This is a genomic window from Coprococcus sp. AF16-5 (genome assembly GCF_003479365.1).
Lineage (GTDB): Bacteria > Bacillota > Clostridia > Lachnospirales > Lachnospiraceae > Coprococcus > Coprococcus aceti.
The window spans coordinates 973,788-998,806 of record NZ_QUGZ01000001.1 but is presented as its reverse complement, the minus strand read 5'-3'; the positions used below and the strand labels follow the sequence as shown (position 1 = coordinate 998,806).

The 25,019-nt window shown below is 44.1% G+C and carries 20 protein-coding genes; 17 read left to right on the top strand and 3 right to left on the bottom strand.

All coding sequences use genetic code 11. The features are described from left to right. Positions 1–25 precede the first annotated feature (25 nt). Both DWW70_RS04395 and DWW70_RS04390 read left to right on the top strand, forming a co-directional pair. Positions 26–664: a response regulator transcription factor gene (locus DWW70_RS04395; RefSeq protein ID WP_243017670.1), complete on the top strand. Its 639-nt coding sequence runs from the start codon at positions 26–28 to the stop codon at positions 662–664. Then, positions 661–1,803, top strand: coding sequence for a HAMP domain-containing sensor histidine kinase (locus DWW70_RS04390; protein ID WP_015533238.1), 1,143 nt, complete (start codon positions 661–663; stop codon positions 1,801–1,803). Before DWW70_RS04395 ends, DWW70_RS04390 begins: the two co-directional genes overlap by 4 nt. Before the next feature lie 8 nt (positions 1,804–1,811). Here DWW70_RS04390 and DWW70_RS04385 read toward each other — a convergent pair whose 3' ends face one another. Continuing rightward, positions 1,812–3,212, bottom strand: coding sequence for an MATE family efflux transporter (locus DWW70_RS04385; protein WP_118649285.1), 1,401 nt, complete (start codon positions 3,210–3,212; stop codon positions 1,812–1,814). Between the two features lie 293 nt (positions 3,213–3,505). Between DWW70_RS04385 and DWW70_RS04380 the strand changes: the two genes are divergently transcribed. The 13 genes from DWW70_RS04380 to DWW70_RS04320 all read left to right on the top strand — a co-directional run bounded on the left by DWW70_RS04380 (position 3,506) and on the right by DWW70_RS04320 (position 15,515). Beyond that, the gene (locus DWW70_RS04380) at positions 3,506–4,177 is read left to right on the top strand and encodes a hypothetical protein (RefSeq protein WP_118649284.1); all 672 of its coding nucleotides are present in this window, start codon (positions 3,506–3,508) and stop codon (positions 4,175–4,177) included. After that, positions 4,158–5,138 (top strand): biotin--[acetyl-CoA-carboxylase] ligase, encoded by a 981-nt coding sequence (locus DWW70_RS04375; RefSeq protein WP_118649283.1) that lies wholly within the window; start codon positions 4,158–4,160, stop codon positions 5,136–5,138. Before DWW70_RS04380 ends, DWW70_RS04375 begins: the two co-directional genes overlap by 20 nt. A 277-nt stretch (positions 5,139–5,415) precedes the next feature. Further along, positions 5,416–6,624, top strand: coding sequence for an NADP-dependent isocitrate dehydrogenase (locus DWW70_RS04370; protein WP_118649282.1), 1,209 nt, complete (start codon positions 5,416–5,418; stop codon positions 6,622–6,624). 172 nt (positions 6,625–6,796) lie between these two features. After that, the gene (locus DWW70_RS04365; protein ID WP_118649281.1) at positions 6,797–7,180 is read left to right on the top strand and encodes a VOC family protein; all 384 of its coding nucleotides are present in this window, start codon (positions 6,797–6,799) and stop codon (positions 7,178–7,180) included. 41 nt (positions 7,181–7,221) lie between these two features. Further along, positions 7,222–7,755, top strand: a complete 534-nt coding sequence (locus DWW70_RS04360) for a nitroreductase family protein (RefSeq protein ID WP_055273609.1) — start codon at positions 7,222–7,224, stop codon at positions 7,753–7,755. Between the two features lie 23 nt (positions 7,756–7,778). Beyond that, complete coding sequence (locus DWW70_RS04355) at positions 7,779–8,840, top strand: zinc finger Ran-binding domain-containing protein (protein ID WP_118649280.1); 1,062 nt, start codon at positions 7,779–7,781, stop codon at positions 8,838–8,840. 329 nt (positions 8,841–9,169) lie between these two features. Then, positions 9,170–9,544 carry a hypothetical protein gene (locus DWW70_RS04350; RefSeq protein ID WP_243017655.1) on the top strand — a complete coding sequence of 125 codons (375 nt, stop codon included), beginning with the start codon at positions 9,170–9,172 and terminating at the stop codon, positions 9,542–9,544. Between the two features lie 258 nt (positions 9,545–9,802). Next, positions 9,803–10,090: an Asp-tRNA(Asn)/Glu-tRNA(Gln) amidotransferase subunit GatC gene (gatC, locus tag DWW70_RS04345; protein ID WP_015533226.1), complete on the top strand. Its 288-nt coding sequence runs from the start codon at positions 9,803–9,805 to the stop codon at positions 10,088–10,090. 22 nt (positions 10,091–10,112) lie between these two features. Continuing rightward, complete coding sequence (gatA, locus tag DWW70_RS04340) at positions 10,113–11,576, top strand: Asp-tRNA(Asn)/Glu-tRNA(Gln) amidotransferase subunit GatA (RefSeq protein WP_199669317.1); 1,464 nt, start codon at positions 10,113–10,115, stop codon at positions 11,574–11,576. A gap of 3 nt (positions 11,577–11,579) precedes the next feature. Further along, positions 11,580–13,010 carry an Asp-tRNA(Asn)/Glu-tRNA(Gln) amidotransferase subunit GatB gene (gene gatB, locus DWW70_RS04335; protein WP_022217158.1) on the top strand — a complete coding sequence of 477 codons (1,431 nt, stop codon included), beginning with the start codon at positions 11,580–11,582 and terminating at the stop codon, positions 13,008–13,010. Positions 13,011–13,012: 2 nt separating this feature from the next. Next, entirely contained in the window at positions 13,013–14,494 is a 1,482-nt protein-coding gene (locus DWW70_RS04330; protein ID WP_118649278.1) for a sugar transferase, read from the top strand. A gap of 31 nt (positions 14,495–14,525) precedes the next feature. Next, positions 14,526–15,272: a glycosyltransferase family 2 protein gene (locus DWW70_RS04325; RefSeq protein ID WP_022217156.1), complete on the top strand. Its 747-nt coding sequence runs from the start codon at positions 14,526–14,528 to the stop codon at positions 15,270–15,272. A gap of 30 nt (positions 15,273–15,302) precedes the next feature. After that, entirely contained in the window at positions 15,303–15,515 is a 213-nt protein-coding gene (locus tag DWW70_RS04320) for a toxin-antitoxin system HicB family antitoxin (RefSeq protein WP_022217155.1), read from the top strand. 57 nt (positions 15,516–15,572) lie between these two features. Here DWW70_RS04320 and DWW70_RS04315 read toward each other — a convergent pair whose 3' ends face one another. Beyond that, complete coding sequence (locus tag DWW70_RS04315; RefSeq protein WP_118649277.1) at positions 15,573–16,796, bottom strand: UDPGP type 1 family protein; 1,224 nt, start codon at positions 16,794–16,796, stop codon at positions 15,573–15,575. A gap of 63 nt (positions 16,797–16,859) precedes the next feature. Then, on the bottom strand, positions 16,860–17,588 hold the full coding sequence (locus tag DWW70_RS04310) for a glycosyltransferase (protein ID WP_117548611.1): 729 nt from the start codon (positions 17,586–17,588) through the stop codon (positions 16,860–16,862). 204 nt (positions 17,589–17,792) lie between these two features. Here DWW70_RS04310 and DWW70_RS04305 point away from each other — a divergent pair, with 204 nt between their 5' ends. Next, positions 17,793–20,135, top strand: coding sequence for an LCP family glycopolymer transferase (locus DWW70_RS04305; RefSeq protein ID WP_118649276.1), 2,343 nt, complete (start codon positions 17,793–17,795; stop codon positions 20,133–20,135). A gap of 334 nt (positions 20,136–20,469) precedes the next feature. Beyond that, the gene (gene gltB, locus DWW70_RS04300) at positions 20,470–25,017 is read left to right on the top strand and encodes a glutamate synthase large subunit (protein WP_118649275.1); all 4,548 of its coding nucleotides are present in this window, start codon (positions 20,470–20,472) and stop codon (positions 25,015–25,017) included. The last annotated feature ends 2 nt before the right edge of the window (positions 25,018–25,019 follow it).

Genomic DNA, 25,019 nt, shown 5'->3' with positions numbered 1-25,019 from the left:
TGAAGATGAGAAGCAGATATGTGATATGGTTGCGAAAAGCCTGTATGATGCCGGGTATGAGGTGGATACCTGTTATGACGGAGAAGCGGCTCTTGAATGCATTCTGTCAGAGGAATATGACCTGATCGTTCTGGATCTGAATCTGCCGGGTATGGATGGAATGGAGATTTTAAAGGAACTCAGACAGAAAAATGAGGAGACAAAGGTTATCATATTATCTGCGAGGGGGCAAATTGCGGATAAGGTTGAAGGGCTGGATGCAGGTGCAAATGATTATATGGAAAAACCATTTCATTTGCAGGAGCTTGAGGCGCGTATCAGAAGTCTTACAAGAAGAAAATTTGTACAGAAGGATGTATGTCTGGAAAGTGGCGGGATAAAGTTTGATACGATAAAACGTGAGGCATACGCAAAAGGAGAGAAGGTTCCCCTTACAAGAAAAGAAAATGGAATCCTGGAATATCTGCTTCTTAATCTGGGCAGACCGGTAAGCCAGGAGGAATTGATGGAGCATGTCTGGGATGCTTCGGTTGACAGCTTCAGTGGAGCAATCAGAGTACATATGTCTTCGCTGAGAAGAAAGCTTAAGGCAGTGCTTGGATATGATCCGATTTTGAACAAGGTGGGAGAAGGCTATAAAATACGAGAGGAGTCCGACAGATGAAAAGAATGTCGCTGCAGTGGAGGCTTACCTGTATAATCACATTATATATTGCGCTTATATGTGGATGCCTTACTTTGCTTGTCTATAAAAATGGCGTGTATTATATTGATTCTCTGCAAGAAACCGTTGATGCCCAGGGAGATGATAATGGGAGCGGTACTGATGAAATATATATCAGTATTCCGGAGGATAAGTGGGATGAATTTGCAAATGACTTTTCTGTTAAGGTGTACAATAATAAGGCTGATTACAAGAAAAACAGCCTGATAATTTCTGCCTTGCTGGCCCTGCTTGGCGGAGTAGCTACATATTTTATAAGTGGGCATGCACTAAAGCCTATCAGTGAGTTTTCTGATAAAATTGAAGAGGTACAGGCACAGAATCTGGCGGATTCACGAATAGAAGAAAACAATGTTAAAGAACTGAACCAGCTCAGCGTTTCATATAACAAGATGCTTGAACGCCTCTCGGATGCATTTGAGATACAGAGACAGTTTACTGCAAATGCAGCACATGAGCTCAGAACTCCACTGTCTTTAATGCAGATACAGCTTGATTCATATAATTCTTCCCGGCACCCGGGAGATGATGAAGTTACTCTGCAGACGATAAAGATGGTAACTGAACAGAATGAGAGACTCAGCAAAATGGTAAAGACACTTCTTGATATGAGTGAGCTTCAAACTGTGAGCCGGGATGATAAAATAATGGTCGACGCGCTTGTTGATGAGGTATTGGCGGATCTGGAACCTCTTGCACAGGAAAAGGATATAGAACTTATTGGAGAATGTACGGATGTAACGATGATAGGAAGTGACATCCTTATTTACAGGATGTTATACAATCTTGTTGAGAATGCTATAAAATATAACCGCACAGGAGGACGGGTTACAGTGACAGCGCGTCAGAAGGAAAAACACGTTTACCTGTCAGTAGAGGATACCGGAAATGGTATCCCGGAAGAACTGAAGGATCGCGTGTTTGAACCTTTCTTTCGCGTGGATAAATCCAGAAGCCGTGAGCTTGGCGGCGTAGGACTGGGACTTGCTCTTGTCCGCGAGATCGTGATAGTGCATGATGGCAATATTGCAGTTAAGTCTAATCCGTCTGGGGGAACGATTTTTGAAGTCGTTTTATAAAGTGAGCATTATATTGTTGCCGTTGCGGATTTGGCACGGCTAATTTTATTTTCCCCGAACTTTCGTCTCAGCTGTTTCATAACCCACAGGTACGCAGGTATCAGGAAGAGATCAGCACATACCCATGCAAGCGGACTTCCTAGTGATACGCAGATGAAACCGAAATGAGGCACCAGCACGAAACCGGCAACAGAACGAGCAATCATCTCACATATGCCTGCAAGTATGGCGAAAGTCGAGTAGCCAAGCCCCTGTATCATGAATCTTACGATATTCACAAGAGCCAGGAATATGTAGAATGCTGCGTTGATAACCACGAATTCATATATGTAGCCGATAAGCTCAATCTGTTCCTTCTTTACAAAGAGAAGTGCAAGCTGCTTTCCGAACACGATGGAGAAAGCCAGAGCCACGAGGGCATATATGATTCCCATCTTGATACACGCCTTAAGCCCCTGATCAACACGGTCAAGACGCCTGGCACCAACATTCTGACCTCCGTACGTTGCCATGGTGGAGCCCATTGCATCGAAAGGACAGCACATGAACATGGAGATTTTGCTTCCTGCTGATACGGCTGCAACATATGTTGAACCCATATCATTGACTGCGGTCTGTAGAATGACACTGCCTATGGCTGTTATGCTGTACTGCAGTCCCATAGGCAGACCCATACCGCAGAGCTTCAGGCAGTGGCGCATGCTGAATGTCCAGTCCTCTTTACTGAATTCAAGATACTTCAGTTTCTTTGTCATGTATATCGTACATATGATTCCTGACACTGCCTGTGAAGCTACTGTGGCAACTGCAGCTCCGGCGACGCCCATAGGAACGACAAGTATAAGGTCAAGTATGATATTTACAAGCGATGATCCCACAAGGAATATGACAGGTGTGATACTGTCTCCGAGTGATCTCAGTATTCCGGCAGTCAGGTTGTAGAGAAATGTTGCAGGAATGCCCAGAAATATTATAAATATGTATATGTATGCGTCATCGATGATATTCGAAGGTGTTCTGAGAGCCTTGAGTATCTGCATTGTGAATATACTTACGGCCACAGTTATAACAGCAGCCAGTGCAACGGATGACCATATGCTGTTGATTATATAAGCTTTGAGATTCTTGAAATCCTTTGCTCCATAGGCCTGGGCAACAGGGATTGCAAATCCGTTGCAGATTCCTATACAGAAACCGAGTATCATGAAGTTGATGCTTCCGGTGGAACCCACCGCCGCCAGCGCGTCCGTTCCAAGTTTCTGCCCGACTATGACAGAATCTACCATATTATAAAACTGCTGAAATATCAGACCAAAGAGAAGTGGCAGACCAAAGTTCAATATAAGCTTTGAAGGCTTTCCTTCAGTGAGGTCTTTTGTGCCACTGATGCGCGCAATAAAATTCTTCATGTGATTCACCTCTCAAAAATCTAGTTGCTAGTGTATAAATCATTTGTTTTCACGATATCGTGTATTTGCTAGTTAATCACCTTTTAATGATTTTATATATGGAAAAAAGGTGATTAAACGTGGTAAAATGTAAACACTTTTGTAATGCTGAAAACTTGATATATATTAGCCTCTGAACTAATATAAGTATAGTCGTAAAAGTGATGAAAAAAGAGAAAATAATTGTGCATAAAGCGCATGGATACAACCCGGGATAATATCGATAACGACAATGACCTGGCGGGGGATATGGAATGAGCAGAGATAGCGATAAAAAAAATAATAAAAAAAAGAACGATAAAAAGATTGGCAAGAATAATAAAACGGGCAGAGAAGAAATCAGGAATATAAATAGTATGAACGGTGGCACAGCAAAATCTTACAGGCAGAAAGTTCTTGTGAATCAGGCAGGAAAGCTAGTGGATGAGCTTGAGCGGGCGAGACGAGAGGAGCAGGAGTCCCAGATTGATGGAATAATCAGACAGAAGGTTATCAAGAGAAAGAATACCAGGGCTGCCTATCGTATTGTGGGAATAGTATTTATACTGATTGGAATCGCGTGTATGTGGTGGGCCATGGGAGGTCACTACAGGTTTTTGAAGGCGGCGGTTTCTATAGCAGCCATGGCATATGGGTTTTATATTGTAAGGGCGTCATTCAGGAGTGCAGCATATGATGCTACATATTTGTTTGGACAGGACAGGATAACGATACTTCAAAAGGGTGGAAGTAAGATCATACCATACGAAGCAGTGACGGGTTATACAATGATAGAACCAGATCCCGAGATGAAGTATTATATTTTTAAGTTCGACAGGGGGAAGGAGAGTTATGTAGTGCCGTTTGCCGGGGCGAAGGCAAAATGTGAATCAGTGTACAATATTTTCAGAGAGAAGGTAAGAACAGATGAAAAAGAAAATTCTTGAAAAACTCCAGAGTACGGATGGTTTTGTATCAGGACAGGAATTATGTGAGCTGCTGGGTGTGTCAAGAACCGCAGTGTGGAAAAATATACAGGCTCTGAAAAATGATGGATATGTCATAGAAGGAGTTAATAATAAAGGCTATAGGTTGGTTAGCGTTCCTGATGTCATGTCTGAGGAAAATATATCGAGGCACCTCAACACGGAGACATTTGCAAGAAAACTCTACTACTATGATGAAACTGATTCAACAAACACCCGCGCTAAGATAGTTGGTGAGACGGATCCTGTACACGGCGCATTGTTTGTTGCAAATGAGCAGACGGCAGGAAAAGGCCGGAGGGGACATAGCTGGAATTCAGATAAGGGAACAACGATATCCATGTCGTATCTGCTAAAACCGGATATAGATATCTCGTGCGTATCCAGGATAACTCTGGTGTCGGCGGTTGCACTTGCAAGAGCATTCGGCAAAGTGGATGGTGTCAAGCCTCAGATAAAGTGGCCCAACGACGTACTTTCAGATGGAAAGAAGCTTGTCGGAATACTTACAGAGATGAGTTCAGAGGGAACTGATATTAGTTATGTTGTCGTGGGAATTGGTATAAATGTATATAACCAGAGTTTCCCGGAGGACATTGCGGACAAGGCGACATCAATTCTTCTAGAGAACGGCAGGGGATGTGACAGGTCATGGTTCATAGCGCAGGTGTCAAATGAGTTTGAAAAACTATATGATGAGTTTGTAAAAAATAAAGATCTGGGATTTCTTGTTGATGAGTACAACAGTTATCTTGTGAACAAGGATAAGCAGGTATATGTCATAGAGGGAGATCAGAAAACTGAGTATACAGCCTTGGGACTTTCCCCGGATGGCGGACTTCTTGTCAGGGGTGCTGATGGAGCTGTGCGCGATATAATATCAGGTGAAGTATCCGTCAGAGGCATATATGGATATGTATGATATATGATAAAGTATAATGTGTATGAACAAAGTCCATATCTGTTTGTGATGACAAGCTGCGGATCGTGTATTGGAGATAAAAAGTCATTTGCATGTCAGCATATGGGGCTAAATAATATTAATAAATGGCAGGCATGATTCAAAAAAACTAGAAATATAGCCCCTTATGGTTTATAATCGGCAGTGGGTATATAACATAACTTAGAAAATTCAAAGAACTATAAAAACATTCAAAAATAAAATTCAAAAAAGAAATATAAAAATGGAGGACATAAACATGGAAAAGATTCAGATGACCACACCACTTGTAGAGATGGATGGAGATGAGATGACCAGAATTCTCTGGCAGTATATCAAGGATGAGCTTATCTATCCATTTATCGATCTCAAGTCAGAGTACTATGACCTTGGACTTGTACATAGAAATGAGACAGATGACAAGGTAACATTTGACTCAGCATATGCAACACAGAAGTATGGTGTAGCTGTAAAGTGTGCAACCATCACACCTAATGCAGCAAGAGTTAAGGAGTACAATCTCAAGGAGATGTGGAAGAGCCCTAACGGAACTATCAGAGCAATTCTCGATGGTACAGTATTCAGAGCACCTATCGTTGTAAAGGGAATCGAGCCATGTGTTAAGAACTGGAAGAAGCCTATCACCATCGCAAGACATGCATATGGTGACGTGTACAAGAGTGTAGAGATCGATGTTCCAGGTCCTGGAACTGCAGAGCTTGTATTCACAGGCGATGACGGACAGGTTATAAAGGAGACTATCCATAAGTTTGATGGCCCTGGTGTTCTTCAGGGACAGCACAACGTGGACAAGTCTATTGAGAGCTTTGCAAGAAGCTGTTTCAAGTATGCGCTTGATACAAAGCAGACACTGTGGTTTGCGACAAAGGACACTATATCAAAGAAGTATGATCACACATTCAAGGATATCTTCCAGGAAATATTTGATGCGGAGTATAAGGAGCAGTTCGATGCAGCAGGTATCGAGTACTTCTACACACTTATAGATGATGCGGTTGCCCGTGTTATGAAGAGCGAAGGCGGTTACATCTGGGCATGTAAGAATTATGATGGAGATGTAATGAGTGACATGATCTCATCAGCATTTGGTTCACTTGCCATGATGACATCAGTTCTCGTATCCCCTGATGGAAAGTATGAGTACGAGGCTGCCCATGGAACAGTTATGAGACATTACTACAAGCACCTTGCCGGTGAGGAGACATCTACAAACTCAGTTGCAACTATCTTCGCATGGTCAGGAGCACTCAGAAAGCGTGGAGAGCTTGACGGAATCCAGGCACTTCAGGATTTCGCAGATAAGCTTGAGGCAGCAACCATCAAGACTATCGAGGATGGCAAGATGACAAAGGATCTGGCTCTCATCACAACACTTGAGAACCCAACAGTCCTCAACAGTGAGGATTTTATCAAGGCTATCAGAGAGACACTTGAGGGAATGCTTTAAAAAGTGATTCAAGATAATAAAAGCATTGAGAATATATAAAGAAAGAAGCATATCACCTTTATTCAGACAAATGGATAAAGGTGATATTTTTATACCATTGTGAAAATCGCAGCGCTAGGTTAAAATAACTTATATCTGAGTGTAGCGTATAAGATGATGAGGAGTTGTATTTATGAGAATTGAGCATGTTGCCATGTATGTGAATGACCTTGAAAGGGCGAAGAGTTTTTTTGAGAGATATCTGGGGGCATCGGCAAACAAGGGGTATCACAATAAAATGACGGGCTTTCGTTCGTATTTCCTCACATTTGATGATGGTGCAAGGCTTGAGATAATGAACAGACCTGGAATGGATGATCCTGAAAAAACGCTTAATAGAACAGGATTGATACATATAGCGTTCAGCGTGGGCTGCAAGGAGAAGGTGGATGAACTTACCAGGCTGCTTGAGTCTGATGGCTACGAGGTGATAAGCGGACCGAGAACGACAGGCGATGGCTATTATGAGAGCTGTGTGGTCTGCATAGAGGATAATCAGATAGAGATAACAGTATAGGAATGACAGAATAGGAATGACAGAATAGGAGGTAAAAGACAATGGATAATCAGGTATTAGAGGTAATAAAAAAGAGAAGCTCAGCGAGAGCATACAGTGATGAAGAGGTTACGAAGGAACAGCTTGAGAAGGTCATCGAAGCTGGGCTTCAGGGACCTACAGGTATGAATAAGAAAGAGATACATTTTACAGTTGTTAAGGGTGATGCTCCAATTCTGGAAGAGCTTGATGCAGAGAAGCGTGCACTTCGCGGACAGGATAAGCAGCCTCACAATTTCTATTATGAGGCTCCGGTGCTCATATTCTTAAGCGCTGAGGATGACTTCAAGTGGAGCAAGGTGGATTCAGGAATTGCAGTTCAGAATATGGCTATAGCGGCAGAGAGCATGGGGCTCGGAAATCTGATAATCGGTTGCGTGTATGATGCACTTCACGGGGAGAAGAAAGCATATTTTGACAAGGCACTTGCAATACCGGAGGGATATTCATTCCAGATAGCTCTTGCCGTTGGACACAAGACTGACAACAAGACACCACATGATTACGATGCTTCTGTGCAGGTAAGTTATCTGTAGTATATACGGGGAGGATATTGTATATGGGAAAACTTGTGATGGGGTATTGGGACTGCCCTTATTGTAGTACGAAACATATAGAGGGAACGAGGCGCGAGTGCCCCTCCTGCGGAAAGCCGAGAGGACAGGAAGTTAAGTTCTATATGGATGGAGTGAGGTATCTGTCTGAGGAGGAGAGCCAGACAAAGGGAAAAGGTGCAGACTGGTTATGTGATCACTGTGGAAACTATAATTCTGCTCTCAATACACGGTGTAGCAGCTGCGGTGCTGAACGAGGTGCGAAGGATAAGGGGTATTTTGACGTCAGGAAAGAGCAGGACGCAAGGAATGCCAGGAATGCATCAGGTACAGGAACGGCTGCCGGCGGACAAAACAGCGGGCAGGGCAATCGGAAAAGAGGACATTCATTTGGTGCTTTGAAGATAGTACTGATCGGCATGCTGGTGATAGCGGCGATAATCGGACTTACAGCAATCATAACCATGCCAAAGAAGAGAACAGTCACAGTCAAGGATATGACATGGAAGACCAGTGTTGATGTGGAGAAATATATTCTGTGTGATGAAGATGACTGGGAACTCCCAGAGGGCGCTACGCTAAAGACCACGAAACAGGAGGTTCATCATACAGAACAGGAATATGTGGGTGAGCGTGAGGAGACCTATGATTCATATGAAGTGATAGGTTCCCATGTGGAGTACAGCTACGAGGACAATGGTGATGGAACATTTTCCGAGGTGGCAAATGATGTGGATGATTACGGATATGTGACGAGAACGAGGTCTGTTCCTGTGTACAGAGATAAGCCGATATACAATACGAAGTATTACTATACGATATGGAGGTGGAAGTACGACAGGACGGAGACTGCGGAGGGCGGTGGAAAGACACCGGAATACCCAGATCCCCAGCTCACAGACAAGGAGAGGCTAGGGGAAAAATCAGTTGAATATGAAGTCACATGTGAAGTGAATGATAAGGAAAAGACATATAAAGTTGAAAAGTCTATATATGACAAACTTGACATAGGCGAGACATATAAAGTCAAGGCTGACTCTGAGGAGATAGTGAGTATCATAGAGTAGAGACTTGAGAATGCGGAGGCGGGCAAAAGTGACAAAGCAGTCAAAGTCTGGTAAGGATATTCAGATATTGAGAGACCATTCTGACCTGCCTGGCTCATCCCCGGATGGATAAGACATAGTGAAAATTATGTCGAATCTGTTCGGGGATTTTTTTATTATAACGAATATGCGGGAAGTCTGTTAAATACTATGTATTTGAGACAGAATAGTTAAGGCGGACATTGAATGAGAGGTAACCATGATAATAGGATGTGCATTCAGAATATGCAGCTCATAGCAGTTATATGCTGCAAAGCAGCTCTGCAACGGAGCTAATGGGGGACTTTGGTGTGATATGTTTTGACACACTGTATGCACAGACACATCTTCACAGTAACTTTATCACAAAGACACTCAGTGCAAATTCCAACTCGGGACTCAGAAATTCGTATGGAGTATATGAGAAATTCTACTTTGAAAATGCGGAACGGATGTGTGGCTGTGTGTCGGATGCAGGAACAGTGATAGCTCTAGAGGCGGCGGTAAATCTCGGACACAACTGGGATGGTTGTGTGGTGAGTGAAGTATTCTCAAATGGCGGAGAGTTTCACAGAGTACCGGGAAATAATTTCCCGGATGAAGAGCCAACGACAATTGAAATAGGACATAGAGCTGGGCTACAGCTTGGTCGTGTTCAGGAGATAGTCAGGCCAGGGAGACATTAGTAAAATACAGTTAGTACTGTATATAATTTAAATAGAGTTACAGCACCGCCATGTATGCAGCGTTTTACATGGCGGTGTTTTGCGTAATACAGGTAAAAATGCCCATAGTCTTGCATAATATCCTGGAATGTGATATATTTTAGAGGAATTTTGTGGTACAAAATACCATGGCGGGAGAATGTGTTTACATTATTTGACACAGAATAATAAGAAGGCACATTCTTTATTTTTGCTCATTAAAGATAGGAGAACAAGAACATGACGATAACTGATGAGACAATTGATTATGTTGGAATCCTTGCTAAGCTTGAGCTCTCCCCTGAGGAGAAGGAGCAGGCAAAGAAGGATATGTCAGACATGCTTGATTATGTCAGCAAACTGAATGAACTTAATACAGATGGTGTGGAGGCTATGAGCCATACATTCCCATACAACAATGTGTTCCGTGAGGACGTTGTCGTAAATGGAGACGACAGAGAGAACATGCTGAAGAATGCACCTGAGCAGAAGGACGGATGCTACAAGGTGCCAAAGACATTTGACTAGGAGGTAGGCTGAAGTGAATTTAATGGGTATGACGGCTGTAGAGCTGGGAAAAGCTATTAAAGATGGACAGGTGAGCGTAGTTGAAGCGACACAGGCCTGTCTTGACAGCATCGAGGCGTGCGAGAAAGATTACAATAGTTTTGTCACGGTTGATCGTGAAGGAGCACTTGCCCAGGCTGAGGAAGTGCAGAAGAAGATAGATGCAGGAGAGCTTAGCGGTCCTCTTGCAGGAGTGCCGATAGCAATAAAGGACAATATGTGCCAGGAGGGTGTGCAGACAAGCTGTTCATCCAAGATTCTGTCAAATTTTGTTCCGACATATACTGCTGAGGCCGTTGTAAAGCTCAAGGAAGCAGGAGCGGTCATAGTAGGGCATACCAATATGGATGAGTTTGCCATGGGAAGCACAACGGAGACATCATATTTCGGCGAGACAAGAAATCCATGGGATACAGATAGAGTCCCAGGCGGTTCATCAGGTGGATCAGCGGCAGCAGTTGCCGGTGAGGAGGTACCATGCGCCCTCGGTTCAGATACCGGTGGATCTATCAGACAGCCGGCTTCATTCTGCGGTGTTACCGGAATCAAGCCAACCTATGGAAGAGTGTCAAGATACGGACTTATAGCATACGGTTCATCACTTGACCAGATCGGACCACTTGCGAAGAATGTTGAGGACTGTGCAACGATCCTTGAGATCATATCACAGTATGACAAGAAGGACTCAACATCAGTGAACAGAGATGACAATGATTTCACAAGTGCACTTGTGGATGATGTGAAGGGGCTTAAGATCGGACTTCCGAGAGATTATTTCACAGAGGGACTTGAGCCTGAGATAAAGGAAGCTATATATGGTGTTGCTGAGGCGCTCAAGGCAAAGGGTGCAATAGTTGAGGAGTTTGATCTCGGTATGGTTGAGTATGCTATCCCTGCGTACTATATTATAGCATCAGCAGAGGCAAGCTCTAATCTTGAGAGATTCGACGGTGTAAAATATGGTTACAGAACACCAGAGTACACAGATCTTCACAACATGTACAAGAAGAGCCGTTCAGAAGGATTTGGCCCTGAGGTCAAGAGAAGAATCATGCTCGGTTCATTTGTGCTGAGTTCAGGTTATTACGATGCATATTATGTAAAGGCCCTCAAGGCAAAGGCTCTCATCAAACAGGCGTATGACAAGGCGTTTGAGAAGTATGATATCATTCTCGGACCTGTTGCACCTACAACAGCACTGAAGATGGGAGAGTCACTCTCAGATCCTATCAAGATGTATCTGGGAGATGTGTACACAGTCCCTGTAAATCTTGCAGGACTTCCGGGAATATCACTTCCATGTGGAACTGACAAGGATGGAATGCCTATAGGTGTGCAGATGGTTGGAGATGCATTTGACGAGAAGACTATTATCAGAGCTGCATATGCATTTGAGCAGACTAGAGAGTACAAGAGACCTGCACAGGTTTCAGAAAGGGGGCTGTAAGAGATGGCAAAGACATATGAGACAGTCATCGGACTTGAGGTCCATGTAGAGCTTGCGACCAAGACAAAGATATTCTGCGGCTGCAGCACAGCATTTGGAGGAGCTCCTAATACACATACATGTCCTGTATGTACAGGAATGCCGGGCTCACTTCCGGTACTTAACAAAGAGGTTGTAAATAAAGCGATTGCGGTCGGTCTTGCAACCAACTGTACGATCACACAGAACTGTAAGTTTGACAGAAAGAACTATTTCTATCCGGACAACCCACAGAACTACCAGATATCACAGCTCTACTATCCAATATGCAGGGATGGTAAGGTTGAGATAGAGGTTGACGGAGTTAAGAAATATGTGAGGATCCATGAGATACATATGGAGGAGGATGCAGGTAAGCTTGTCCATGATCCATATACAGACAGCTCACTTGTGGATTTCAACCGTTCAGGTGTGCCTCTTATAGAGATAGTATCTGAGCCTGACATGAGATCTGCGGAGGATGTAATAGCATATCTTGAAAAGCTCAGGGAGACGATACAGTATCTCGGAGCTTCAGACTGTAAGCTGAATGAGGGATCCATGCGTGCTGATGTCAATCTTTCGATCAGAGAGGTTGGCTCAGAGGAGTTTGGCACACGTACAGAGACCAAGAACCTGAACTCATTCAAGGCCATTGCCAGAGCCATAGAGAATGAGAGAGAGAGACAGATCGATCTCATCGAGTCTGGTGAAAATGTTGTCCAGGAGACAAGAAGATGGGATGATACTAAGGAGTATTCATATCCTATGAGATCCAAGGAGGATGCACAGGATTACAGATATTTCCCTGATCCTGACCTTGTACCTATCCACATCAGCGATGAGTGGCTCCAGCAGGTAAGGGATGCACAGCCTGAGTTCAGAGACGAGAAGAAGATAAGATACAAAGAGGAATATGCGATTCCTGACTATGATATAGACATCATCACGGCCTCCAAGAAGCTGGCAGATCTGTTTGAGGACGCGATTGCACTGGGAGCACCTGCAAAGAAGGTTTCCAACTGGATCATGGGAGAGACCATGAGACTGATGAAGGAGAACAGTGTTGATGCGGAAGACCTGAAGTTTTCAGCGGAGAATCTTGCGAAGCTCATCAAGCTTGTTGATGACAGGGTTATCAATGGCGGTGTTGCAAAGGAAGTGTTCGAAAAGATATTTGCAGATAATATAGATCCTGAGAAGTATGTCAAGGATAACGGACTTGCAACTGTTCAGGATGACAATGCACTTAAGGAGGCATGTCAGGTAGCCATAGATAACAATCCAAAGGCTGTTGATGATTACAGAGGCGGCAAGGAGAAGGCTCTCGGAGCACTTGTCGGACAGGTTATGAAAGCTATGAAGGGTAAAGCAGATCCTGGATCTGTCAACAAGATGCTTAGGGAGATGCTATAAATATGGAAGAAAACAGAAGAGTTAGAAAGAGGGACAGATACAAACGTCTCATAACAGTGGGTGAGGCCTGTGTACTCATCGCTGTGGAGCTGGTGCTGTTTGGACTCATGTGGTACCGGGACTATGAGGTAACGCTTACGCTTCCGTTCTGGAGAAGAGGAAACTGGGCAGTTATCGGAATGTATGGAATAATCATCATACTTTTCACCAAGCTTTATGGTGGTTACAGAGTCGGATTCTTCAGACTGCTTGATATAGTTTACTCACAGCTGCTGGCTCTCGTGTGTGCCAATGTAGTTGGTTACCTGCAGCTCTGTATAATCTGTCGTGACTATGTAAATCCGGTACCATTGTTAAAGGTAACCGGGCTTGAAGCGATAGTGATATTGATTTGGATATTTGCGTGTAGATTTTTGTATGCGAAGATGTATCCGCCAAGGCATCTGCTGCTGGTATATGGATATAAGACTCCGATAGAGTTCATAGACAAGATCAATGCCCGTAAGGACAAGTATGTAATAGAAGACAGAATACATGTCAGCGAGGGCGAGCAGGCGATCAAGGAGAAGATACTCCAGTACGATGGAGTAATCATTTGCGAGACAAAGGCTTATATAAGAAATGAGCTTGTGAAGTATTGTTTTGAACACTCCATCAGATCGTATGTTGTGCCAAAGCTTTCCGACATAATCATATTAGGAGCTGAGCCTATTCATTTGTTCGATACGCCTATCCTCTTATCACGAAATCAGGGACTTACCGGTGACGATATGATCATTAAGAGGATCATGGATGTTATATGTGGATTTATACTGCTTGTCATAGCTTCACCATTTATGCTCATATCAGCACTTGCGATATGGCTGTATGACAGAGGACCGGTATTCTACAAGCAGGACAGACTGACACTGAATGGCAAGGTGTTCAAGATCATCAAGTTCAGAAGTATGAAGATGGACTCCGAGGCAGGTGGAGCACAGCTTGCAAAGAAGGATGATGACAGAATAACCCCTGTGGGAAAATGGCTCAGAAAGCTGCATCTTGATGAACTGCCACAGCTTTTCAACGTACTCAAGGGTGATATGTCACTTGTCGGACCGAGACCTGAGAGACCGGAGATCGCCGAGCTTTATAAGAAGACATTCCCTGAGTTTGACTACAGACTCAAGATGAAGGCCGGACTTACGGGATATGCACAGGTTTACGGCAAATACAACACAACCCCTAGAGATAAGGTTAAGCTGGATCTTACCTATTATGAGCAGTATTCAATATGGCTTGATCTCAAGCTGATGCTCCTGACGGTAAAGATCATGTTCCAGAAGGAGACATCAGAGGGAATCGCATCAAATATGACCACGGCACTCAGGGATGGCGAGAAGGTACAGATACCTTCACCTGTAAATGTGAAGCCGGAAGGGCTTGATGAGTCTGAGGATGCATTCTATGACCTCGGAAAGACTGTGCAGAAAACAGATAAATAATAAGCGATATATATCGATGTAGGTGTGTGTGATGACTGGAGAAAAAGTATCGGTGATAATTCCGGCGTATAACAGCAGCAGAACCATTTATTCTGCGGTGGATTCAGTTATGAAGCAGGGGATTCCTGTGGAGGTCATAATAGTTGATGACTGTTCGACGGATGATCTGACAGGAGCACTTGATGGATACGCGGAAGATGACCGTGTGAATATCATCAGAAATGAAAAAAATATGGGAGTTGCAGCTTCGCGTAACCGCGGGGTTGCGGCTGCAACTTGCAGATACGTTGCATTTATAGATTCGGATGATCAGTGGCAGCCTGATAAACTGGCTAAACAGTTGAAGCTGATGGAGCAGACAGGTGCGGTTCTGTGTTCTACGGCCAGGGAGCTTGTGAACGAAGACGGATCCAGAACGGGAAAAGTGATCGGAGTTCCTGAAAAGGTCACCTATAAGATGCTGCTCAGAGGAAATGTGATCAATTGTTCATCGGTTGTGATGGACAGACAGGTTGCACTCAGATATCCGATGGGCAACGACGATATCCATGAGGATTATATTTGCTGGTTGCAGATACTGAAGGAATACGGAAGCTCGGTTGCGATAAATGAGCCGTTGCTATTATACAGGCAGATGAGAAACAGTAAGTCTGGTTCAAAACTGTCGTCTGCAAAAAAGACATTTGCCGTATACAGAAAAGTTGGATATGGAGTTATAAGAAGCTGCTTTTACTTCATGTGTTATGCGGTAAATGGTGTTGTAAAATATCTGTTCTGATAGGAATAAATTATATGGCGGAGAAAAGAAATGACGGATGGCAATAAGAAGAGAGGCCCGGGAAGGCCGACGGAAAAGAGAAAAGATACGATCCTGAGACTTAGGATAGATACAGATACTCATCGGAAGCTCAGTGAATGTGCGGCGGTGCGACAGGTATCTATGTCAGAGCTTGTCAGGGAAGCGATAGATGAGATATTCCGAAGAGAAAAAGAAAAACAGCAGAAGAATGAGGCAGAATAAAAATAACAGGTCGATGGCATATACCATCGACCTGTTATTTTGTTATATATTCATGGATTAAAGTGTGTAGCCGTTCTTTTTGAGAAGCTCTCTGGCTGAGTCTATAGAATCATTTCCTGTAGCATTCTTTATAGGAGCAAATTCCTTCTCTCTGTCGACCTCAAATGGAAGACATGTTCCCATATAAGCGATCATATCGAGAGCCAGTGTCTCAAATTTGTAGCCGTTTGGCTCTGATGGCTTGACGATCTCTCCATCCTCACCGACATAAGGGATAGCCTTCTTGACGATGTGGAGAGGCATACTTTCATTCATGATCTTCATCAGTCTGTCAACCGGGAAAATATAGTTTAATGTAACTCCATAGTTGTAAGCGTAATCGCCGTTGGCATCGCGCTCATCACGCATGGCATCTGTGAGTTCATAATACTCGACGATATATGGCTTTCCGTGGTTAGTACACAGGACGCCAACCTTCTCGTCCGGGTATGCTTTTTTGACAACCTTTCCGCCGGAGAGGAAGCCCTTTGTGAGAACTGCTCCGAGGAATACTGGGTCTGCGATTCTCTGAAGTACATTGTCAACTGAGAATACATTTATATACTTGATTCCGTATTTCGTGAGCTTGTCGAGGTGGCCTGCCTTGCAGAGGGATGAGAACCATCCACCGTTGCCGTTAGGAGACATGGCAACCTTTCCCTTCTCCTCGAGATATATCTTGCCGTTGAAGTCCACTGAAGGAACCATTTCCTGTTTAAAGAAATGAACATATTCAGGATTGTAACCGAAGTAGTCATGCTCTTTGAAGAATGATGTTGTGTCATCGTGGTTCTTCTCATTGGTCATGATGAAAAAATGGATCCAGGTATCTGCCATCTTCACAATATCGAGGGTGTGCTCGATGAGAAGCTGGAATATAAACATATCCTTGGTGACACCGACGTTGAAGGTTCCCTTAGGACCGGAGAATCCAAGACGGGTGCCCTGACCACCTGCCAGGAGGACCAGTGCCAGATCGCCAGCTTTGATGGCTTCAAGGCCTGCGTTCTTGTATATATCATATTTTTCTGCAATGCTGTCCATCTGGAGAGCTGCAACGGGAGCGATATCAGAATCACTTCCTGATGAATTGTGTCCGATCATATCGATAAGTGAGAAATCAATTTCACTGATCTGGTTCAGGAGTGCTGCCTGTTCAGCCTCGCTGAGAGTATCATAATACTTTAATAAGTGTAGCTGTCCTTTTTCTTCGAGAAGCTTGTAAGCGTTTTCGTAATTCATAAAAATCTCCTTAATAAATGTGTAGTTTGTATTTATTTTCTCTATCCGTGTATAATTCCTAAATTAATGATATTTCTTCTTGATCTCAATAGTGTCTGTGAATACCTTCCAAATGTCCTTGATCTTGATCCTTCTTCCATCTGCTGCATCATCCCTGCTGTAATTCAGGACGATAGGAGCTTCGGATATCGAATATCCCTGTCTGTGTGCAGCCACAAGGATTTCAATATCAAAGGCATAGCCCGATATGGAAAGGTTCTCGGCAATCGGCTTTATGACTTCTGCTTTGAAAAGCTTTATACCGGTCTGGGTGTCATGGATACCAAGATGAAACAGCATTTTGAGTATAATATAATAGCTGTAGCTCATGACTTTTCTAATAGGAGGATAATCAAGCTTGGATTCAGGGTGAAGCTTTGATCCTATGACTATGTCAGAACCGGTGTCCCTCATCTGCTTCATAAATGGCTTGAGAAGAGATGGACTCAGTTCAAGGTCTGAATCAAGGAATGCTATATATTTGCCGGAAGCTTTGGCAATTCCGGTTGTGATAGCATGTCCCTTTCCCTGATTGACATCATATCCTGTATCTACAATATGAGAATCCATTTCGGCTGCCTCGGCAATAAGTTTGCCTGTGGAGTCCTTGCTGCCGTCATTCACAGCGATTATTTCATAACGATGAAGAAAACGGCTGAGTATTCGGCTAGTCTCAAGAAGATTATCTTTGATGTGCTGTTCTTCATTGTAGGCGGGCATAACCACCGACAAAGTAATATTGTTATTATCCATTTCCTGCTCCTTAAAAAATAAGCATTGATATTTAGACATTATTAATACGAGTATACTTTTTTATACATCATGTGTCAAATAAAATAGTGTTAATATGAAGGTGTTTATACTAATTAAGATATAATACATGTTGTAAAAGGAAAAAATATAATGTATTATAGAGCGAGGTAACGACATTTTTAGATATTTGAAAAAGGAGTTCCAATGGATAATAAGAAGAAAAATGGAATGAGATCCAGGTACGATGAGGACATGGATTGGCTGGATGACGATGATGATTATCTTGATGATGGTGGATTGATAGGATCATTGTTGTTCGGGGATAAAAAGAAGAAAGAAAAAAGACGTGATCCTGAGCCGGAGAGAAAGGCTGATAAGAGACCGGAAAAGAAGCCGGAAAAGAAGCCGGAGAAGAAGCCTCAGAAGAATATTTCCAGACCTGTGAAGCCGGAAGAGGATTATGACGAGTATTATCACGAGGACAGCAGGGCAAGAAGAGTGAAGAGTGAGGCCCGGGCAAAGCAGAGACAGACCGGACAGCCTGTAGCAGACAGAGCTGTGGACAGAGGTCCGGTGAAGAGGACACAGGGCACTGTACCGAGGACACAGAGCAATCAGAGTACCGTGCAGAGACCTTCAAAAGCTGCCCAGAGACCACGCAGGAGTATACAGAGCACAGGAAGCTCATCTGTGGACAATCTGCTCAGAGAAGTTGACAATATTGAGACAGATGTGCAGACAAGACATGAGGAGCTTAGACGTGAGGCGTGGGAACGCACCCAGAGAAATGTTGCAAAGGCAAAGGCTGAGGTTGAGAGGCTGGAGTTCGAGAGAGAGCAGAATGCCCGCGAAGAGGCAAGAAAGCTTAAGGTTCAGCAGGAGCTTGAGCGCCGCCAGCAGATGAAAGAAGCTGAGAAAAAGGAAGAGCCTGTTGAGGAAGATAACAAGATCACTGAGCCGCAGGAGAGTGATGCGGAAGTTGTAGAAACTGCCACACAGCCAGTAGAAGAGCATGAACAGAAGACTGAGCCGGCAGATATTCTGGAGAAGAATACGGAGCCTGTCCTTGACGATGAGGTCGAGGAAGCTGCAGAGGCAGAGCCTGTTGAAGAGGCTTCGACAGTATCATCCCGAAGAACAGATGACATGCTGGACATGGATGAGCTTGAGCGTATAGAGAATGATATTGATGAGGATAAGCTCAGTTATTCGGAATCAGATACGGCTGATCTGGGACTTGGAGACATAGGCAAAGCATTGGGCTTCGATGAAGAGGAGCTTGAGGATGATGAGGAAGAGCCTGAGGAGGACGAGGAGTCAGACAGCGAAAAGTTCTTCAGGGAGAATCTTCTCGATGAGGCTGATCCAAAGGTTGTCAATCCGGAGAGAAAGAAGCTTAACATCAGTACAAGAGTGTGGGCGATAGCGTTCTTTGTCCTGCTTGCACTGTTTATACTCATATGTATAATATATGTCAAGAATTATGCCAGAATGAAGTACAATGAGATGGATATCAATGAGATAAGTGCAGATCAGATACTTGTCAATGACGGTGTCAAGGATGCGACCAAGGGATATCGTGCCATTGCACTCTACGGAGTGGATTCCAGAGATTCGAATATGAATTCAGGAACTAACAGTGACAGTATAATGATAGTGAGCATCAATGAGAGCACCAAGGAGATCAAGCTTGTATCTGTATACAGAGATACTCTGATGGAGATAGCAAGCGGTTCCATGGATACCACACAGAAGGTGAATTACGCATACCAGCTCGGCGGTGCGGTTACAGCTATCAACACACTGAATACCAATCTCGACCTGAATATCACAGATTATGTGGCAGTTGATTTCAGTGCAATGGCAAGTATAATCGATGCTGTTGGAGGCGTTGATGTCAAGGTCGTTGATGAAGAGGTGAACAACTTCAATAAGAACCTTGCAGAGCAGATAAGCCTGTCAGGCAAATATTCATCAGGAATAACTGAGGCAGGAGAGTATACTCTTGATGGACAGCAGGCAGTTGCATATTCAAGAATACGATCCACTGGCCAGGGAGATATAACAAGAACCGAGAGACAGAGAATAGTCCTCATGAAGGTTATAGACAAGCTGCTCAGTGCAGACACAGGTTCACTTGATTCATTTGTTGATGTTTCATTTAAATGTATATCAACAAGTCTTAACAAGGACGATATACATGCTCTTGTCAAGGATGTGGCTGGATATAAGGTTGTAGATACCGCAGGATTCCCATTTGCATATGAGGCAAAGGAACTCTCGGACAAGGGTAACTGCCTTGTGGCTGCTGATATGGCATCCAATGTGGAGGCATTACACGAATATCTGTATGGTGCTGACAAATACGTCATATCAGGCACAGTAAAGCAGATAAGCAGCAATATAGAGAGCATATCAGGTGTTAAGGCACAGAAGGTCAAGGTGACGACGGAGGCTCCGGGTGATGGAATATCAGATGGAAGCGACGAGGATGGAGATCTTAGGACGATAACAACTCCTCCAAAGGGAATGATCGTCGAGGAATAAAAAACTAAACATAATAATTAAGCAAGGAAGCTTCAGATATGGGGCTTCCTTTTTTTATGCATCGGAGACATTGAGATATGAGACATCCGATGCTTAAGGAAAGGCTACAACATAAAGAATTGTATATACATTACAGAGTATTGTTTTTTAATCGAAAACTGTCAGATAATTTATTGAAAAAAGTTGTTTACAAACAGTGTAAATGGTAGTAATATATCAAAAACGATAAACGACTTGAGAAAAATACAAAAATAACAATATTTACTTGAGAAACAAAAGCTAAAAGCAAAATATCGTTGCGAATGACAAAAACATGGAAAGGACGGAACAGGACATGATTGAGAATAAGAGAGCGGAGAATACCGGATTATACGACCCAAGCTTTGAGCACGATAACTGTGGTATCGGTGCCGTTGTCAATATCAAGGGTATAAAGACACATGACACAGTGAACAATGCACTCAAGATTGTTGAGAATCTTGAGCACAGAGCAGGAAAGGACGCAGAGGGCAAGACCGGAGACGGTGTAGGTATACTCCTTCAGATATCACATAAGTTCTTCACCAAGGCTTTAGCAGAGCTTGGATATGACCTTGGAAAGGAAGGCGATTATGGAATAGGAATGTTCTTCTTTCCACAGAAGGAGCTGGCGCGCAAGCAGGCTATGAAAATGTTTGAGGTCATAGTGGAGAAGGAAGGGCTGGAGTTCATTTGCTGGAGAGAGGTTCCTACAACACCTGGAATCCTTGGCAAGAAGGCAATAGATGTCATGCCATGCATCATGCAGGCATTCATCAGAAGACCTGAGACAGTGAAGGCCGGTATGGACTTCGACAGAAAGCTCTACTTCGTCAGACGAATATTTGAGGAGAGTAATGATGACACATATGTTCCATCACTTTCCAGCAAGACTATAGTATATAAAGGAATGTTCCTCGTCGGTGAGCTCAGAATGTTCTACAACGACCTTCAGGATCCTGACTATGAGTCAGCCATAGGACTTGTTCATTCAAGATTCTCAACGAATACAACGCCATCATGGCTCAGAGCTCATCCGTACAGATACCTGTGCCACAACGGTGAGATCAATACAATAAGAGGAAATGAGGACAAGATGATCGCCCGTGAGGAGACCATGGAGTCCACCATCATGCAGGATGAGATGTACAAGGTTATGCCTGTTCTTGATCCGGATGGATCGGATTCAGCAAGACTTGACAACTGTCTTGAGTTCCTTGTACTGAATGGAATACCACTTCCTATGGCAGTCATGATCACGATCCCTGAGCCATGGGAGAACGACAGAGCCATGAGTCAGGAGAAGAAGGATTTCTACCAGTATTACGCAACCATGATGGAGCCTTGGGATGGTCCTGCTTCTATATTATTCACAGACGGTGAGCTCATGGGAGCAGTTCTTGATAGAAACGGACTGAGACCATCGAGATACTATATCACAGATGATGATTACCTTGTACTTTCGTCTGAGGTCGGAGTCCTGGACGTTGATCCATCCAAGATCGTGAAGAAAGACCGACTCAGACCTGGCAAGATGCTTCTGGTAGATACAGTGAACGGACGTCTTATCTCAGATGAGGAGATCAAGGAGAAATACGCGCTTGCAAAGCCTTACGGAGAGTGGGTAGACAGCAATCTTGTACATCTCGCTGATCTGAAGATCCCGAATATCAGAGTTCAGGAGTATACAGACGAGGAGAGGGCAAGACTTCAGAAGGCATTTGGATATACCTACGAGGATTTCAAGAATACCATATATCCTATGGCAGAGAAAGGTGCAGAGGCAATCAGTGCCATGGGTACTGATACACCACTTGCAGTTCTCTCGAACAGCCACAAGCCACTGTTCAACTTCTTCAAGCAGTTATTTGCACAGGTTACAAACCCACCTATCGATGCGATCAGAGAGGAAGTTGTCACATCCACATCGGTATATCTCGGAAAGGACGGAAACATCCTCGAGGAGAAGCCGGAGAACTGTCATGTGCTGAAGATCAACCATCCAATACTGACAAATACGGATCTTTTGAAGATCAAGAATATGAATGTTCCTGGCCTTAAGGTTGCGACACTTCCTATTCTTTATTATAAGAACACATCCATGGAGAAGGCTCTCGACAGACTGTTTATCGAGGCCGACAAGCTCTACAGGGACGGTGTAAATATCCTCATCCTCTCAGACAGAGGTGTGGATGAGAACCATGTTGCAATACCATCACTCCTTGCAGTATCAGCTATGCAGAAGCACCTGGTAAGAACCAAGAAGAGAACAGCGGTTGCGATCATCCTTGAGAGTGCTGATCCAAGAAATGTTCACCACTTTGCAACACTTCTCGGATATGGTGCATGTGCAGTCAATCCATATCTGGCAATAGAGACGATCAAGCAGATGGTAGATTCGCATCTGCTGAACAAGGATTTCAATGCGGCTGTCGATGATTACAACAGTGCAATATGCCACGGAATAGTAAAGATCGCATCCAAGATGGGTGTATCAACGATCCAGTCATACATGGGATCACAGATATTTGAGTGTATCGGTCTTTCAAAGGACGTTGTGGACAGATACTTTACAAATACAGTAAGCCGTGTTGGTGGTTCTGGTATAAAGGAGCTTGAGAAGACAGTTGATGATCTTCACTCATCAGCATTTGATCCGCTTGGACTTAACACAAACCTTGCCCTTACAAGCATCGGTGCACACAAGTTCAGAAGCGGCAAGGAGGAGCACCTGTACAATCCTGTTACTATACATCTTCTTCAGGAGTCTACAAGGCGCGGCGATTACAAGCTGTTCAAGCAGTACACAGCAGCGCTCCACGATGAGCAGAAGCCATTCCACCTGAGAGGTCTCATGGACTTCAAGTTCGCTGACAAGCCGGTTCCACTCGATGAGGTCGAGCCTGCAAGCGAGATTGTGAAGAGATTCAAGACTGGTGCCATGAGTTACGGAAGTATATCACAGGAGGCACATGAGTGTATGGCAATCGCCATGAATGAGTTGGGCGGCAAGTCCAATTCAGGAGAGGGCGGTGAGTCGATAGAGAGACTTACGATCGGCAAGGATGGCAAGAACAGATGCTCAGCCATCAAGCAGGTTGCATCCGGAAGATTTGGTGTCACATCGAGATATCTTGTGAGTGCCAAGGAGATACAGATCAAGATGGCACAGGGAGCAAAGCCTGGTGAGGGTGGACATCTTCCTGGCGGAAAGGTATATCCATGGATCGCAAAGACAAGACTTTCAACACCGGGGGTAAGCCTTATCTCTCCACCACCACATCACGATATCTATTCGATAGAGGATCTTGCACAGCTCATCTATGACTGCAAGAATGCAAACCGTGATGCGAGAATATCAGTAAAGCTTGTGTCTGAGGCTGGCGTTGGTACAGTAGCTGCCGGTGTTGCAAAGGCCGGAGCACAGGTCATCCTGATCTCAGGTTACGACGGAGGAACAGGTGCAGCACCTAACAACTCCATCCATTACGCAGGACTCCCTTGGGAGCTTGGACTTGCAGAGACACATCAGACACTTATCATGAATGATCTCAGAAATAAGGTCATCCTTGAGGCAGACGGTAAGCTGATGACAGGCCGTGACGTTGCGATAGCTGCAATGCTCGGAGCTGAGGAATTTGGATTTGCAACAGCACCGCTTGTAACAATGGGTTGCGTCATGATGAGGGTATGTAACCTTGACACATGTCCTGTCGGAATAGCAACTCAGAACCCAGAACTCAGAAAGAGATTCAGAGGTAAGCCTGAGTACGTGAAGAACTTCATGCTGTTCATAGCAGAGGAGCTTCGAGAGTACATGAGCAAGCTCGGCGTCAGAACAGTCGATGAGCTGGTTGGACGTTCAGATCTCCTCATGAGCAGCGACAGAGCAGATGAGAGAAATGTCATCCTTGATAAGATAATTAACAATCCTTATATAGATATGCCACAGAACAAGGTAAAGTATCACGAGAAGAATGTCTATGACTTCCAGCTTGAGAAGACAGTAGATATGAGAATTCTCATGAAGAAGCTTGGACCTGCACTTGAGAAGGGACAGAAGAAGAGCGTTGAGCTTGATGTGGTCAACACAGACAGATCTGTTGGAACGATATTCGGTTCAGAGATCACAAAGAAGTACGGCGAGTCACTTGATGAGGACACATACATCGTCAAATGCAACGGCGCCGGCGGACAGAGCTTTGGAGCATTTATTCCAAAGGGACTTACACTTGAACTGGTGGGCGACAGCAACGATTACTTCGGCAAGGGTCTGTCAGGTGGTAAGCTGATAGTTTATCCGCCTCGTTCAGTTAAGTACAAGCATGAGGATAACATCATCATAGGAAACGTTGCACTGTACGGTGCCACAAGTGGTAAGGCATTCATCAACGGTGTTGCCGGCGAGAGATTTGCAGTTCGTAACTCTGGTGCCACGGCGGTCGTTGAGGGTGTTGGCGATCACGGATGTGAGTACATGACAGGTGGTAAAGTAGTAGTTCTTGGAACAACAGGCAAGAACTTTGCAGCCGGAATGAGCGGTGGTATCGCATATGTACTTGATATGGGCAACGATCTGTACAAGAGACTTAACAAAGAGATGATATCCATAGAGGCTGTGACAGACAAGTACGAGGTGAGCGAGCTGAAGCAGCTCATCATGGATCATGTAAATTATACAAATTCAGAGATAGGCAAGAGGATTCTTGAGGACTTTGAGGGATATCTTCCAAAGTTCAAGAAGATCATACCAAAGGATTACAAGAAGATGATGAATATGATAGTTGCATTTGAGGAGAAGGGCCTGAGCCGCGAGAAGGCAGCTATCGAAGCATTCTACAAGGTTAAGAACGGAGGTAAGTAGGA

Bases quoted from the DNA above. Each gene is read 5' to 3' on its own strand.
- DWW70_RS04395 (WP_243017670.1), top strand. From the start codon at position 26: ATGGTTGCGAAAAGCCTGTATGATGCCGGGTATGAGGTGGATACCTGT.
- DWW70_RS04390 (WP_015533238.1), top strand. From the start codon at position 661: ATGAAAAGAATGTCGCTGCAGTGGAGGCTTACCTGTATAATCACATTA.
- DWW70_RS04385 (WP_118649285.1), bottom strand. From the start codon at position 3,212: ATGAAGAATTTTATTGCGCGCATCAGTGGCACAAAAGACCTCACTGAA.
- DWW70_RS04380 (WP_118649284.1), top strand. From the start codon at position 3,506: ATGAGCAGAGATAGCGATAAAAAAAATAATAAAAAAAAGAACGATAAA.
- DWW70_RS04375 (WP_118649283.1), top strand. From the start codon at position 4,158: ATGAAAAAGAAAATTCTTGAAAAACTCCAGAGTACGGATGGTTTTGTA.
- DWW70_RS04370 (WP_118649282.1), top strand. From the start codon at position 5,416: ATGGAAAAGATTCAGATGACCACACCACTTGTAGAGATGGATGGAGAT.
- DWW70_RS04365 (WP_118649281.1), top strand. From the start codon at position 6,797: ATGAGAATTGAGCATGTTGCCATGTATGTGAATGACCTTGAAAGGGCG.
- DWW70_RS04360 (WP_055273609.1), top strand. From the start codon at position 7,222: ATGGATAATCAGGTATTAGAGGTAATAAAAAAGAGAAGCTCAGCGAGA.
- DWW70_RS04355 (WP_118649280.1), top strand. From the start codon at position 7,779: ATGGGAAAACTTGTGATGGGGTATTGGGACTGCCCTTATTGTAGTACG.
- gatC (WP_015533226.1), top strand. From the start codon at position 9,803: ATGACGATAACTGATGAGACAATTGATTATGTTGGAATCCTTGCTAAG.
- gatA (WP_199669317.1), top strand. From the start codon at position 10,113: ATGGGTATGACGGCTGTAGAGCTGGGAAAAGCTATTAAAGATGGACAG.
- gatB (WP_022217158.1), top strand. From the start codon at position 11,580: ATGGCAAAGACATATGAGACAGTCATCGGACTTGAGGTCCATGTAGAG.
- DWW70_RS04330 (WP_118649278.1), top strand. From the start codon at position 13,013: ATGGAAGAAAACAGAAGAGTTAGAAAGAGGGACAGATACAAACGTCTC.
- DWW70_RS04325 (WP_022217156.1), top strand. From the start codon at position 14,526: ATGACTGGAGAAAAAGTATCGGTGATAATTCCGGCGTATAACAGCAGC.
- DWW70_RS04320 (WP_022217155.1), top strand. From the start codon at position 15,303: ATGACGGATGGCAATAAGAAGAGAGGCCCGGGAAGGCCGACGGAAAAG.
- DWW70_RS04315 (WP_118649277.1), bottom strand. From the start codon at position 16,796: ATGAATTACGAAAACGCTTACAAGCTTCTCGAAGAAAAAGGACAGCTA.
- DWW70_RS04310 (WP_117548611.1), bottom strand. From the start codon at position 17,588: ATGGATAATAACAATATTACTTTGTCGGTGGTTATGCCCGCCTACAAT.
- DWW70_RS04305 (WP_118649276.1), top strand. From the start codon at position 17,793: ATGGATAATAAGAAGAAAAATGGAATGAGATCCAGGTACGATGAGGAC.
- gltB (WP_118649275.1), top strand. From the start codon at position 20,470: ATGATTGAGAATAAGAGAGCGGAGAATACCGGATTATACGACCCAAGC.